General features: G+C 44.9%; 11 protein-coding genes and 2 pseudogenes. 7 read left to right on the top strand and 6 right to left on the bottom strand.

Going from position 1 to position 14,560, the window contains the following annotated elements:
• Positions 1–9 precede the first annotated feature (9 nt).
• From FTU50_RS04230 to FTU50_RS04220, 3 genes are read left to right on the top strand one after another with little or no spacing between them, the layout of a single operon-like run.
• Positions 10–1,140 (top strand): HlyD family secretion protein, encoded by a 1,131-nt coding sequence (locus tag FTU50_RS04230; RefSeq protein ID WP_180054449.1) that lies wholly within the window; start codon positions 10–12, stop codon positions 1,138–1,140.
• Positions 1,140–2,270 carry an ABC transporter permease gene (locus FTU50_RS04225; RefSeq protein ID WP_127800765.1) on the top strand — a complete coding sequence of 377 codons (1,131 nt, stop codon included), beginning with the start codon at positions 1,140–1,142 and terminating at the stop codon, positions 2,268–2,270. Before FTU50_RS04230 ends, FTU50_RS04225 begins: the two co-directional genes overlap by 1 nt.
• Positions 2,267–3,367, top strand: a complete 1,101-nt coding sequence (locus FTU50_RS04220) for an ABC transporter permease (protein WP_180054447.1) — start codon at positions 2,267–2,269, stop codon at positions 3,365–3,367. Before FTU50_RS04225 ends, FTU50_RS04220 begins: the two co-directional genes overlap by 4 nt.
• 541 nt (positions 3,368–3,908) lie before the next feature.
• Here FTU50_RS04220 and FTU50_RS04215 read toward each other — a convergent pair.
• Together FTU50_RS04215 and FTU50_RS04210 are read right to left on the bottom strand one after the other, a co-directional pair.
• Entirely contained in the window at positions 3,909–5,663 is a 1,755-nt protein-coding gene (locus FTU50_RS04215; RefSeq protein WP_180054445.1) for a bifunctional protein-serine/threonine kinase/phosphatase, read from the bottom strand.
• 62 nt (positions 5,664–5,725) lie between these two features.
• Positions 5,726–6,535 (bottom strand): formate/nitrite transporter family protein, encoded by an 810-nt coding sequence (locus FTU50_RS04210; protein ID WP_005178046.1) that lies wholly within the window; start codon positions 6,533–6,535, stop codon positions 5,726–5,728.
• 293 nt (positions 6,536–6,828) lie between these two features.
• On the opposite strand from FTU50_RS04210, the gene cynS reads away from it, so the two are divergent.
• Positions 6,829–7,278: a cyanase gene (gene cynS, locus FTU50_RS04205; protein ID WP_127801684.1), complete on the top strand. Its 450-nt coding sequence runs from the start codon at positions 6,829–6,831 to the stop codon at positions 7,276–7,278.
• A 230-nt stretch (positions 7,279–7,508) separates the two neighbouring features.
• On the opposite strand, the pseudogene FTU50_RS04200 reads toward cynS, so the two are convergent.
• Positions 7,509–7,769: pseudogene (locus FTU50_RS04200) on the bottom strand (KGG domain-containing protein); the annotation flags it as partial.
• Positions 7,770–8,207: 438 nt separating this feature from the next.
• Complete coding sequence (locus FTU50_RS04195; protein ID WP_180054441.1) at positions 8,208–9,449, bottom strand: MFS transporter; 1,242 nt, start codon at positions 9,447–9,449, stop codon at positions 8,208–8,210.
• 659 nt (positions 9,450–10,108) lie between these two features.
• Between FTU50_RS04195 and FTU50_RS04190 the strand changes: the two are divergent.
• The 3 genes and pseudogenes from FTU50_RS04190 (at position 10,109) to FTU50_RS04180 (ending at position 11,565) form a co-directional block, all read left to right on the top strand.
• Positions 10,109–10,347, top strand: a pseudogene (locus FTU50_RS04190) (DUF2171 domain-containing protein).
• A 90-nt stretch (positions 10,348–10,437) separates the two neighbouring features.
• Complete coding sequence (locus tag FTU50_RS04185) at positions 10,438–11,319, top strand: SDR family oxidoreductase (protein ID WP_228127888.1); 882 nt, start codon at positions 10,438–10,440, stop codon at positions 11,317–11,319.
• An 81-nt stretch (positions 11,320–11,400) separates the two neighbouring features.
• A complete protein-coding gene (locus tag FTU50_RS04180; protein ID WP_016658124.1) occupies positions 11,401–11,565 on the top strand; it encodes a hypothetical protein in 165 nt (54 codons plus the stop codon).
• 98 nt (positions 11,566–11,663) lie between these two features.
• Here FTU50_RS04180 and FTU50_RS04175 read toward each other — a convergent pair whose 3' ends face one another.
• Both FTU50_RS04175 and FTU50_RS04170 read right to left on the bottom strand, forming a co-directional pair.
• Positions 11,664–13,067 carry an iron-containing redox enzyme family protein gene (locus FTU50_RS04175; RefSeq protein WP_257222789.1) on the bottom strand — a complete coding sequence of 468 codons (1,404 nt, stop codon included), beginning with the start codon at positions 13,065–13,067 and terminating at the stop codon, positions 11,664–11,666.
• Between the two features lie 316 nt (positions 13,068–13,383).
• The gene (locus FTU50_RS04170) at positions 13,384–14,547 is read right to left on the bottom strand and encodes a fatty acid desaturase (protein ID WP_373685465.1); all 1,164 of its coding nucleotides are present in this window, start codon (positions 14,545–14,547) and stop codon (positions 13,384–13,386) included.
• Positions 14,548–14,560 lie beyond the last annotated feature (13 nt).

Raw genomic sequence — 14,560 nt, 5'->3', positions numbered from 1 at the left:
GAGCCGAACATGAACGAAGATCAAAAACCCAATGATCCTGTGAATGAAGCGGCTTCATCCAGCGATACAGAAAAATCGCCTGCGCAACAGGTAGAAACAAAAACTGAAATAGAAAACAACGCGACGACTTCGACCGAGCAACAACAAGCTCCTGAAATCGCTAAAAAGAAAAAATATTTATTGCTCGCCCTGATTCCAGTTCTGCTGGCAGTCATCGCATTTGGATTATGGAAAAGCTACCAACCGGCTCCGCTTGAATTGCAGGGTCGTGTAGAAGCTGAAACAGTTCAGGTGGCGACCAAAGTGCCAAGCCGTATTGAAGAAATTTATGTAGAAGAAGGTCAGCGAGTCAAAAAAGGCGATGTGCTGGTGCGCTTAAACAGCCCGGAAATTCAGGCCAAAAAACAGCAAGCCACAGCGGCTTTACAATCTGCGCTGGCCTTACAATCGACTGCTGAACGTGGCTCGCAAGAAGAAAATATCGCCAGCCTGTATGCCAACTGGCAATCGCTGAAAGCACAGCAAAATTTAGCCAAAGTTTCTTATGAGCGTGGTGCAAATTTATTTAAGGAAGGTGTGATTTCACGCCAGCGCCGTGATGAATTGTATGCAGCCAGTCAATCAGCGGCACAAATGACAGAAGCAGCGTATCAGCAATACGCACGTGCCAAACGTGGCAGCACCTCGCAGCAAAAGAGTTCTGCCGATGCACAAGTAGATATTGCCCAGGCTGCGCTGGATGAAGCCAATGCATTAGAGGCAGAAACCCAATTAGTAGCACCTGTAAACGGAACGGTGTCTAAAACCTATGGCAAAGTCTCGGAGCTGGTAGCCACCGCAGTCCCTGTGGTCAGCCTGATTGAAGATCAAATGTGGGTGAGCCTGAATATTCGTGAAGACCAATATGCCCCGTTTCAGAAAATGAGCAGTATTGAAGGTTATATTCCCGCCCTAGATAAAACCGCCACTTTTAAAATCAAGCAGATCAGTGCTGAAGGTGAATTTGCCACCATTAAGACCACACGCCAAACCGGCGGTTATGATGTGCGAAGTTTTAAGCTGCATCTTGTGCCCACACCAGCGATTCCTGAACTGAAAGTTGGGATGAGCGTGTTATTTAAACTGAAAGAGACCCGATAATGTGGACGGGTATATGGCGCGAACTGCGCTATCTGCTCCGCGAAAAATGGGATCTGTGTCTGGTCACGCTCGCACCTGCACTGGTGATTATTTTATTCAGCAGCATGTTTGCTCAAGGGAAACCGGATCATTTACCGATTGCGATTATTGATCAAGACCAGAGTGCGCTGAGTCAAAGCATTTATCAGCATGTGGCGCTGAATCATACTCTTAAAATTGCTACAGTGTCGGAACAAACAGCTGAAATTGAGCGCCTGTTAAATCAAAATAAAATTTGGGGTTATATCCATATTCCCAGCGGTGCCGAGCAACGTCTGGTTCGTGCCCGGGATGCTGACATCAGTATTGCCTTTAACCAGAGTTATTTCAGTATCGGAAATACCATTTCCTCTGCCATGCTGGTCAGTACCCTGCAAGCACTGGCTGAATTTAGCGGACAGCAATATCTGGGCAACCGGCTGCCTTCTCTCGAAGCACCGTCACCGCATATCAAAATATCGCCGCTGTATAACCCGCAACTAAATTATGAATTCTATCTGGAACCCTATGTCATTCCGGCAATTCTGCATTTACTGCTGTGTTGTTGTGTGGCATTTTCCGTCGGTCAGGAACTGAAGCGACAGACCTTAACAAGCTGGATTAGCAACTCGTCCATCTGGATGGCATTACTGTCTAAGAACCTGGTCTATGTGGCTATTTTTAGTCTATGGACCTGGATCTGGATGTTCTGGCTGATTGAAATTCGCGGCTGGTTTGTTGCTGGCTCGCTCGCTCTGATTCTATCGGCACAATTTCTGCTATATAGCGCTTATGCATTTTTAAGCAGTGCAGTGGTTCTGGCGACCAAAGATTTAAGTAAATCTTTTGGCATCATTGCGGTCTATGGTGGTTCATCTTTGAGTTTTGCAGGTGTGACCCTCCCTTTAAATAATGCGCCCCTGTTCACCCAGTTTTGGTCCAATATTATTCCGTTTACGCCCTATGCCAAATTACAAACTGAACAATGGGTGATTGGTAGTCCATTGCATATTTCACTGCAAGCTGGATTAATGCTGCTGATCTATGCCCTAGTCTACGCTCTGCTGGCTTATCTGTTTCTTAAAAAAATAGCTAAAGGAGCAGTCCAATGAAATCCCTCTGGTTTTACTATCTGCAAGGCTTCAAGGATATTGTCAGTCACGGCGCGATCTTTACCACGCTGATTCTATCCGTCTTATTTTACAGCTTTTTTTATCCAACCGCTTATCAGGCACAGCAGGCTGAAGCCTTACCGATTATTATTGTCGATGAAGAACAAAGTAACTTAAGCACCCGTATTATTGGTCAGGTGGCACAAAGCCCCAATGTGGAAATTGAGGCGATTACCGGCAATTTTGCCGAAGCTAAACAATGGGTTGAATCTCAAAAAGCCGATGGCATTTTACTGCTACCGGACAATTTATCGCAAAGCTTAAGGCATGGTGAAACAGGCGGCATTGGCCTGTATTTAAGCACAGCCAACTTTTTAGTGACCAAACAAATTGGTCTGGGCTTAGCCACATCGGTTGAGCAAACTTTGGCAGACTATACTGAACGCTTTGGCGAGGTCTCGGACTTTTCACCTGCCCTTTCTGTGCATCAAATTCCTTTATTTAATCCGCTATCCGGCTATGGCAGTTATGTCTTTCCTGCGGTTGCACCTTTAATTATCCACCAAACTATTCTTCTGGGTTTGAGTATGCTGATTTTGGTATATCGGGAAAGAAAAATAGAATTAAACACAAATGCATTGATTGGGATGTGTTTAGCGGTCTTTACTATTGGCTGTCTGGGATGTTTCTATTTATTCGGTTTCAGCTTCTGGCTGTTTGATTATCCGCGCGGTGGCAACCTGTTCGGGATGCTACTGGCTGTTCCGGTTTTTATCTACACGATAATTGGCATGACCTGCCTATTCGCCAGTTTTCTGGATCTGCCGGAACGTGCGGGTCATGTAATTGTATTCACTTCCATTCCACTGTTCTTTTTATCTGGTGCGGCCTGGCCGCATGCTGCAATGCCTCTCTGGATGCAAGTCGTTGGCGAAATCCTGCCTTCCACCCAAATTGTGCAGATGTTTATTCAACTCAATCAGATGGGTGTACCTACAGAGCTAGTCTTGCCTAAATTGCTTTATCTCGGAATGATCGGCAGCTTGTGCTTTTTCTTGGCTTATCGACGTTTAATTTCAAACTGTGGAACTTTCTAGCTTGTATATTATTGAACCTGTAAATAATTTTATGTAATTGCTTTTGATAAATTTAAAGGTGATTGCTTCACTGGTCACCGAATTCAATAATAAATCGGCTCATGGCTAAACGCCAGTCACGAATATAGGAATAGAATCTGGCTATCTATTTGCGTGATACTGGTCTGATTCTTTTTAGTAAGATGTGGCTCAAATGTACCGTCACGATCTCATGGTGTGGTGGTTCTTAATCTCCCCCATGACCGCTATATTAACCAAGGGGGTCAGTTTTACACTGCCGCTAACACGAATTACCCAAATATGTAAGGTAATTCCGGTGAATCAGAACGAAGCTTCTGGCACATTTACCCAATCCTGAAGACGTTATGAATAACTCTTCACTTTAATTTTGTAGGTAATCCCAGTTCCTTCGGGAGCTGGGATTAATACATTTTAAGCGCGGATTTCATCATCAAAATGGGGCTGTATTGAAACGACAATCGCTGAGCCAAGTGGCTCTGATTTTATAATCAGTCCAGCATTTAAAAATCACTGATTTAATTTAAACACTAAACATCAACGCCAAAGACAACAGCAAGCATAAAAATAACATAGCTGAAACCGCCTGCCAGAATCTAACAGGATTTTTATCCAGCAAGGAAGAATGAACCGGCTTTAAAAAATACCGGTTAGGATGCTTAAGGTCATACAGAAATTCTGACAATACCTCATAACGTTCATTTGGCATCAGGGCCAAGGCCTTATGCAAGGCTCCATCAACCCACACCGGAATATCTGGCCGATATTCTAAAATTGAATGATAACGCACCGTTTTTAGCTGTTTAAGCGTCTGACAACGCGCCAGTTCGGTGCCATAGGGTAACTGTTTGCTAAGTACATAATACAGTACCACGGCCAGTGAAAACTGGTCTGAACGGGTGGAAACCGGCCGCGAGCAAAAATATTCCGGCGCCATAAAGGCCAAGGTGCCCAAAGCCGCGGCATGTTGCGGCTGTGATTCGGAAATCCCCTTGACCAGGGTCGCACCAAAATCAATCAGTTTTAGCTCTAACTGTGCATTCAGCATGATATTTTCAGGGCGAATATCCTGATGCAGCATGTCCAGCCGGTGAAAAGCCTGCAAGCCTTTAATGATCTGTTCCGTAATCTGGATGGCGGTTTCAAGCGCAATCGGCTGGCGTTGCTGATGCAACCATGTATTTAAGGTCTGGCCAGATAAATATTCATAGGTTTGAAAATAATAAGATTTACTGCGCTGATGCGGATAGGCCGCTAACACCTGTGGATGCTGAATCCGTTTTGCTACCCACTCTTCCAGTAGAAAACGCTCCAGCGCTTGTGCATCCTGAGTTAAGTCCAGTGACGGAATTTTAATGACCAGTTGCTGCTGCCGCGTCTCATCCCAGGCCAGATATAAACGGCTACGATGGTTCTGGTGCAGTACATTTTGAATCCGGTAGCCTTCAAACTGCTGACCTATGCTTAAATCCGGGGCCAGACTTAGCTGGTTGTGACTTGGCTGAAATTGTGACTGGGCCTGCTGTGGCAGCTGCTGTACCTGCACAATTTGCAGGGTTAAATTATCAGGACTGCCCTGCGCATCGGCCAGATGGACCAGCGTTTCTGCTACCTGGTCAAGATCTAAAGTTTCGGGACTGTGAAGTGCCTCGATAATTTGGCTGTCCGACAGATATTCATATACACCATCGGTCATCAACAGGAAAATATCATCCTGTGCCAACGGCAGACTTAAATAATCCATCTCTACTTTCTGCGCCACGCCCAAAGCCCGGCTTAAATAGCTTTCCCGGGAAGATAACCAGACCCGATGGTCAACACTGAGCTGTTCCAGCTGTTGCTCACGCAAGCGGTAAATACGCGCATCACCAATATGAAACAGATGTGCAGTTTCATGTTTGAATACCAGCGCGCTAAAAGTGCAGACATAGCCGCGGTCTTTATCGACACGGCCCTGACTTTGCTGGGTCTGAGCATAGAGCCAGGAATTGGTGGCACGAATCACCCGGTCGACCGAAGTTTTAACACTCCAGGAATCGGGCGTCGAAAAGTAATCGGCCAGAAAACTGGACACTGCGGTTTCACTGGAGATATGACTGACATTGCTACTGCTGATACCATCGGCAATGGCGCAGGCAATGCCCTTTTGCTGTGCCAGATAGCCCTCCGGAACGGCCGCGCCATGAAAATCCTGATTGCTCTCTTTGCGGCCGGCAGCACTATATTGCCCAAGCCGAATTTGAAGTGAAGTCTGGTGTGAAGATGGCAAAGTGGACATGCGCTGATCTCAACTGGCTGGAATCTTCCCTGATTCCTGAATTCATCCTGTGTGCTTAAAACTTAGAACTCACGTTTTGGTGCAGTGCGAACATGCGTGGTATAAAGCGCAAGACCAGTTAAAGCCAAACCACCTACCAGGTTCCCCAGCGCTACCGGTAACTCATTCCAGATAAAGTAGTCCATCACCGAGAAATCGCCGCCCATCATCATCGCAAACGGGAACAGGAACATATTCACCACCGAATGTTCAAAGCCCATGGCAAAGAACAGCATGATCGGCATCCACATCGCAATAAACTTGCCGCTAACGGTGGTCGACATCATCGCACCAATCACGCCAAGCGACACCATCCAGTTACAGAGCATGCCGCGAATAAAAATCGTGATCCAGCCAGCTACGCCATATTCTTTGTAGCCTAGCGTCCGGTCTTCACCAATATGTGCAATCGCCAGACCGACCTTGTTCGGTTCGGTCGAAAAGCCGTAGGTATAGACCGCGGCCATCATCACCGCCACAATCAGGGCGCCAGTGAAGTTACCGACAAAGACCACGCCCCAGTTTTTCAGGATTCTGGCCCAGGTCACGCCCGGACGTTTATCTAGCCAGGCCAATGGTGTCAGGACAAATACCCCGGTCAGCAGGTCATAGCCCAGCAGATACAGCATACAAAAGCCCACTGGGAATAATAATGCACCAATTAAAGGCACGCCGGTTTGCACTGCAATGGTGACCGCAAAAACCGCTGCCAGCGCCAGAATAGCCCCGGCCATGGTGGCGCGGATCAGCACATCACGGTTTGCCATATGTAGTTTCGATTCACCGGCATCCACAACTTTGGTTGCAAATTCGGAAGGTGCAAGATAAGCCATTGCGAGTACCCCTCAACGATTAAAATTTAGCAGTGAGATGATTTGCAAATAAAAAGCGCCCAAGACGACTTTCACGTCTTAGGCGCCTTTGCCTGAATCATCCAACATGTTTTAAAAAATTTATGGCGTCGTTGCCATCAGTTCAGTGGAGATACAGCAAGGAACGTACCAACTTTGGGTGAAAGATGAATTTACGCCATAGGCAGATTCAAGATCTGAGCTGATTTTAAGCTGGCATACATTGTGCTTTTCCCTTGTCAGTGTTTTAGCCATAAGCAGTTGAGGAAATAGATATGATTAGCCACCGCCAACAAGTGACAGACATGATTTTATCTGCCAAGGTGCTGAACAATATTCAGTGGTCCAGCGTGGCGCAGGAAATTGGGTTATCCAAAGAATGGGTAACGGCAGCCTGTTTGGGGCAAATGGCATTGAACAAGGAACAGGCCGAAAAAATTGGTCAGATATTTAACCTGAGTGATGAAGCCGTGGCCTGGCTGCAAATTGTGCCGTATAAAGGCTCCCTGCCGACCAGCGTTCCGACCGATCCTTTAATTTACCGCTGGTATGAAGTGGTGAATGTCTATGGTTCTACCATTAAAGAGCTGATTCATGAAGAATTTGGCGACGGGATTATGAGCGCGATTGATTTTAGTATGGATATTCAACGTGAAAGCCATGAAAATGGCGACCGGGTAAATGTGATGCTATCCGGGAAATTTTTGCCCTATAAATCCTATTAAGATGAGTTTGTGTTGAGCTTAAAACTCTAAGCAATCACAAAAAATCTGCGCTTACCTTATTCATAAAGATGATCAAGTAAAGATCAAAACCACATTCATTCACCCATAAAAATAGGCCTAATCTTCCCGGACAAAAACGATTGCTGTTTTATCCGGTCAGATTAAGCCTATGTTTTTAGCAAGCTGTACTATTCCGAGGTAAAGCGTCCATAGCAGTCGCGTTTACGCGTGCCCGAAGATGAGCTACGACCACGGCGATCGTCGTCGTTTATATGACTTCTGGCGCCGGCACGACGTGCTTCTTCTGACGTAAACTCATGTGCATTATGGGCTGCGCGGCCGGCTTCACGCGCTTCTTCGGATGTAAATTCATGCGCATTGCCGCTGGCATGGGCTGCACGCCCACCACGACTGGCAATTTCTCTTTGTTCATCTGGATCCATACTCGCAAATCCACGATTTGAAGTACCCTCATTACGTGTATTGGCCATGATTCACCCTTCCTGTTATTTATTTTGATTGTCTATGTTGCGACTCTTTTAAGATAAGAGTGAAAATTAAAATAAACAGCTAGGCTTTGTTTCAGATCATTGGAATGTAGCAGGTCTTTTTTATTTTGAAAAAATTAACAGGCTGTATTTAAAATAGTAAAATTTTATTCTTTTAAATATCTTTTTTAATTTTTTACCATCTTTATATTTCAGCCGTTTTTATTTACAAAATGAAATAATAGACGCGTTAAGATGAGGTGGTTTATTTTCTTAATAATAAAAAATATTTAAATAGAGTCCATAATTTTTAAATATATTCTTTAGTCCCGTGATTTCACTTTCATTGTCTTATGAATTGCGGCTTAAATATAAAAAAAGCCAGTCAGTGAGCGCTGACTGGCGAAAAGGAAGACACAGATAAGTAGCTGAATGTCCGATTTAGTCGACCTGGGTAAAGCGATTTAAAACAGCAATCGACAGCAGCAATAAAGCCACCAGCGCAAAGACGGTGCTCAGGCCAATGGCTTCACTTAGGAAACCGACCAGCGCCGGGCCACTTAATGAACCGCTATAGGCAATGGTCGATACCAGCGATAAAGCAGCTGCTTTAGGCATAATATTCTGACGTCCGACACGGGAGAACATCACTGGCACAATATTGGAACAGCCAAAACCGAGTAAGGCATAACCCAGCAGGACCACCGCCCAGTGCGGCGCCATCACAATAATGCCTAGACCCAAGGCCGCACACAGCGCGCTATAGGTGATGATGTTTTTCTCGCCCCACATTCTTAGTAAGCGACGTCCAGAAAAACGGCCGATGGTCATGGTAATGGCAAAGAAGGTATAGGCCAGACCGGCAAAAGAAGCGTCCATCCCAAAGTTGCTGACCAGATAAATCCCGCTCCAGTCCATTGCCGAGCCTTCCGATAAAAAGGCAATAAAACAGACCAGACCAATTAACAGGATCATCGGACTTGGACGAAATTTCTGCTTCGCTGGTGGTGCGGTGTCTTCTGTGGCTGTGTCTGATTTTTTCTCAATTTCAGACAGGCTGTTGGGAACGGCCAGAATGGCAATAAAGGCCAGCACCGCGCTCATGATTAAAGCACTCATTAGCGGTGAAACACCCAATGACAGCAGCACAGTCACAGTCAGCACACCAAGTAAACCGCCCAGACTGCACATACCATGGAAGCTGGACATCATATTTTTCAGGCTGTTCTTTTCAACAATCACCGCCTGTAAATTAATGGCCACACCAAATGCACCCACCGCGGTCCCAAAGATAAACAGCACAATTGCCATGCTTAAGGCAGTACCAAATACCGTCAGTAACGGCAAAATGATCATCGCTGCAACCAGCGCAATCCCGATTAAAATACGGCAGCCAATACGCTGGATTAACAGACCAGCCGCAGGCATGGCCAGCATCGATCCAATCCCCATACAGAGTAGCAACAGGCCAAGGTCTGCATGGTTTAAAGAAAGACGTTGTTGTGCAAATGGAATGAGCGGTGCCCAAGATGCCGTACTTAAACCCAGACCAAAAAAGCTGAGTTTGGTTGCCAGACCTTGTGCATTGAGCTGGGCAGATGCATCGACGACTGTGGTTTTGGAAAACAACATGTATGTGCCACCTTCTAAAAACAGGGCATCCCATTCCAAAAAATTGTCCATAGAAAAACCCCTGCACACTTATAGAAAAATCTATAAACTTGCAGGGGCTTTTGTTGGCGAAATTATACACAATTCACAGCACTGTACAGCCCTTTTTTGTCTATTTTACAAACAATTTTGTAATGACAAAAAGTACTTCATTTTTCTCGTTTTTTTGAAAAATTCCAGCTGCAATATTTTTATATAATCATTTAAAAACAAATGCTTAATAGGTTGATTGTTTTATTCAATCAGTTTAATGAGTTTTAGTGATTGCCTGAAAATTGGCTTACATACAGATACACAGCCCTGCCCTTTCAGTTTTGATTATTCCGACCGCTCAACCAGCTAGCTGTTTCAGGATTAAGCGTTTAAACCAATAAGTAGCTAGAGATCTTCTGTAGTTTATAATTTTTATTTAAAAAATAATAAAATGAGATTTATAAATATATGATTTTTGATTATCTCAACTCATCTATTTCAATATAACAATAGCTTTAATTATTTAAATTTAGCCTCAATCATTTAGATATTTCATAATGTGTAATATATATCTGCATGTAGTGAATTGTTATACTCTATGGCGGAGTTGTTTCGATTTTAAATAAAGCTATTTTTATCTCTTTGAGGCGTTTAAATTAAATAGAGATATTTATTTCATCTGAATTGGAGTAATAAAAATGGCTGATATTAATTTAAATAACATTCAGAAACATAGCGAAGTTATTGCCTCATGCGGCACCCATGTCGGTACGGTCGATCATCTGGAAGGCAGCGATAAAATCAAACTGACCAAGCAGGATTCTGGCGATGGGATGCACATTACATTCCGATCTCTTGGGTGGAAGAAATTCGTGGCAACCAGATTATCCTGAACAAGAATTCTGAAGAAGTCACCCGTCAGTGGGAAGCGGTATAACTTCTAAAAAGCACGATCTGCCCAGACTCGTGCTTTTTTATCGCTAACGATTTCATCTGATTGAGCAAAACAATAAATCGACCCTAAAATTTGGAGAACTCCATGAATCATTATCCTGACAGCCCATCTCCGCAAGAGAAACAGGAGCATCAGCCCGGTGTGCAATATAAAATGACGCCCGAACCTGAAATTATTAAAAGCAATTATCAGGGCAGTCAAAAACTCAAAGACAAGGTGGCCTTAATTACCGGCGGTGATAGCGGCATCGGCCGCTCCGTGGCAGTGCTGTTTGCCCGCGAAGGTGCCAATATTATTATTCCCTATTTAGAAGAAGATCAGGATGCGCAAGACACCAAGCGACTGGTTGAGCAGGAAGGTCGTCAATGTCTGCTGATTCAGTGTGACCTGCGCCAACATGCGGCAGTGCAGCAGATGGTCGATCTGGCTTTGCAGCAGTTTCCGCATATTAATATTCTGGTCAATAATGCTGCTGTGCAATATCCACAAAAAACCATTGAAGATATTAATCCCGAACAGCTGCATAAAACCTTTGAAACCAACCTCTACCCGCTGTTTTATGTGACCCAGCTGCTGATTCCTCAAATGCAGGCCGGTGACAGTATTATCAATACCACCAGTATCACCAGCTATCAGGGCCATAATGAGCTGATTGATTATGCCAGCACCAAAGGGGCAATTACCGCTTTTACCCGTAGCCTGTCGACCAACCTGCTAAAAAATAAAACCGGGATTCGGGTGAATGGTGTCGCACCCGGCCCAATCTGGACGCCGTTAATTCCAAGCAGTTTTGATGAAGAACAGCTAAAAGGTTTTGGTGAAGATACCCCCATGGGCCGCATGGGTCAGCCAAGTGAAGTTGCGCCGGCTTATCTGTTTTTAGCCTCCGATGAAGCCAGCTATATTTCCGGTCAGGTGATTCATGTTAATGGCGGTACTATTGTCAATGGTTAACGGCATTTAAAGGCACACAAGTAATGTAGATAACATTTTGAGTTTTATTGAAACATGCAGATCTATACAGGAGTGAAACTGATGTCTAGAGGTGATAAGTCGGCCTATACCGACAAGCAGAAACGTCAGGCCCGCCATATTATTGAATCGGAAAAAGAGCGAGGCCATTCCGAAGAAGAAGCAGAACGCATTGGCTGGTCTACCGTCAATAAACAGGATGGCGGCGGTAAAAAGAAATCCCACTAAATGCCCTTCTGTTCTGCTGGAACCCTTTTAAACTTCTATAAAAATGCCAATCCTTAGGATTGGCATTTTGTTAGGTGATGACAAGTAGTCATCAAATTTTATTGAATCTGCTGCAGTGCTTGCGGGAATAAAAACTGGGTCAGTTGACGCGTGGCCCATAAACCAGTGGGATTATGATGCTGATGCGGCGCCAAGTAAGGCAATAGCAGATTGATTTTTTCTTCCGCGCTACGCGCCAGTTTTAATTGCTGCTGCAAGGCCTGCTGTTCGCTTGAATTGAAATAATCGACAATATAATCATCGACCTGCTGCACCGGGGTTACTGCCTTAAACGGCGCACGGCGTTCGGTATAGGCTTGAGCAATCCAGTCATAAATAATCTGCTGTTCAGCGACTGAAAATACACCGAACATTTTGCCTTCTTCATTGTGAATCAGCTGCCAGAAGCGGCTTTCACTCGGATGCTGGCCGCGTTTAATCCACTGTTTATCCTGTAATACCTGAAGGAACTCGACCACTTTCTGGTCATTGCTGAGCCATTCATTCACCGATGCTTGAGCAAAGCGGCAGCGGTTATTATGAATCAGCTTGCCGACCACGGCTTTTTTCTTGAAAATCTTTTCAATCAGCGGGGTTAAATCACTGTTTTTAATAATTTCAGTCGAGCCTAGGCCAACATCATTCAGAGCATAGCCGCGTTTCAGTTTGTCAATAAACTCTGTTTTATTGGCGGCCTGACTATAGCCATATTCCAGTGCGGCGACTGAACGATGCGCGTGACCATTGTCCAGGTTATCAATGGTAATGTGCACATTAAAATACTGATGATCCAGCCCCAGCTCAGCCAGTTCATAATTACTGATCAGCAAATGCAACGGCAACTGTTCATAGCCTAAATTAAAACCAATCACTTCCGGCAGATATTGCTGCGGCGCATAGGCCAGCGCCAGTTGTACCACGGGCTGATAATAGTATTCATCTTCCAGTCCTTCGACCAGATCTTGCAGATTCAGACTGCTGAGCAATTGCTGATACATCGACACGTGATTGGCTTTGGCTGAACCGAGGCCCAGCTCTTCCAGATAAATCATGATCAGATGCTGAAAATTCGGATCAGGCCAATGTTTTAAGGTGCTATACAGCCAGGAACCATCGACATATTTTACTGGCGCGACTTTCACCAGAAAGTCATAGGCTGCTGCTACATGCTGAAAGTATTCACGCTGACCACCGGCCTGACGCCGGCTTAAATACTGTTGATAGCGTTCACAATTCTGCATATTCTGCTGAAAAAGCCAGTCTTTGATCTGGACTGGCTCATCGGGTAAAGGAATAGATGGAGAATCTATCTGGTGAAGCTCGCGCTGTAAAAGCTGGGCCGAGAGTTTTTCTTTTTCTGGTGCTGGTGTGCTTTCATCCAGAAAGAAATGAAACAGCTCCCGATAGCTTTTTTGTCGTTCGAGTTTTAAGGAGCGATAACTGTTCTGAGAGACAACTGACATCTTGTTATTTTCCATTATTTTTCACTCAAACCAGCTTAGGAGATCCGCCAAAATCACCATAGTTCAGTTTTGTTAAACCACGTTAACTTGCCGGCTGCTCAAAAATAAAGCGCAGAGATATCAGAAATTTATAAAGATAATTCAGTTACATAATCGGCAAGTCCGGGCATTTTTTCTGTAAAAATAGCTCATCCTCCTGTAGCGCTGTTGCACTCAAGTTTGAGTCTTGAGTAAAAAATGCAGCAGTTGTGCAAAATAAAAAAGACCAAAAGACATCTTATCTTCTAGTCTTATAAAAGCTGGCTAAAGTCTGCTGTTACTGGAATTTGGCTTTCAGCTGGGCCAGACAGGTACGAATCAGGTGACCGCCCTGCCCGATTTTGTCCTGCCAGTGATTTGGCACCGAACACTTGGCCAGACGCACCCAGACACTGGAAAACTGCTGGATAAAATTGGCCTCATTATAATGAATGCCATATTCTGCACACAGCGCCTTGATTTTTGGTGCCACTTCGGCATAACGGTTGGCCGGCATATCCGGAAATAAATGGTGTTCAATCTGATGGCTTAAATTTCCACTTAAAATATGCAGCCACTGGGTGCCACTAAAATTACTCGAACCGCGAATCTGGCGGATATACCATTCAGCCCGGCTTTCATTTTCGGTGTTGTCGGCTTCAAAATTTTCCGCATCTTCAGTGAAATGGCCGTTAAAGATCACCGCGGATGCCCACAGGCTGCGAATCACATTGGCGACAGCATTGCCGGCAAAAACCGGAATGGCATTTGGCCCGGCAAGCAGCGGGAAAAAGACATAATCTTTGACCACCTGACGGCGCATTTTCTTTCTTAAACCGGCCGCTTCATCCCAGACCTGTTTCCAGGTTTTGGTTTTATAAACCAGTACATCTTCTAAATGCAGACGTTGCAGCCCCACATACCATTCAAAAAATACCATCAGCTGAATGGCCAGCGGAATATTCATCAAAAAACGCGGTTCCCATTTTTGTGCTTCGCTAACCCGTAGCAAGCCATAGCCGACATCGTGGTCTTTGTCGACAATATTGGTATAGGTGTGATGAATATAGTTATGGGTATATTTCCAGTCGTCTCCGGTGGCAATGGTGTCCCAGTCATAACTGGCACCGTTCAGGGTCGGATCATTCATCCAGTCAAACTGGCCATGCATGACGTTATGACCCAGCTCCATATTTTCAACAATTTTGGATAATACGAGTAAACCAGTCCCCAATAACCATACTGGCGGAATCCAGCCGCCAAACATCAGCATCCCACGTGAGGCAATTTCACTATAGCGGACAAAATTACGGATTTTATAAATATACTGGGCATCTTTTTCCCCCAGATCGTCCATGACTTCACGGCGGATGGCTTCCACTTTGGCACCAAATTCCTGAATCTGAGCCTCGGTTAAATATTTTGACTTGCTGTTCGGATGTAACGCGGCAGGCATATTCATGTGATGTTCCCTC

It is taken from the genome of Acinetobacter sp. YH12112 (assembly GCF_013418945.1).
GTDB lineage: Bacteria > Pseudomonadota > Gammaproteobacteria > Pseudomonadales > Moraxellaceae > Acinetobacter > Acinetobacter indicus.
Note: the sequence above shows the minus strand (reverse complement) of the source record. Positions and strands in the feature narration are given on the sequence as shown.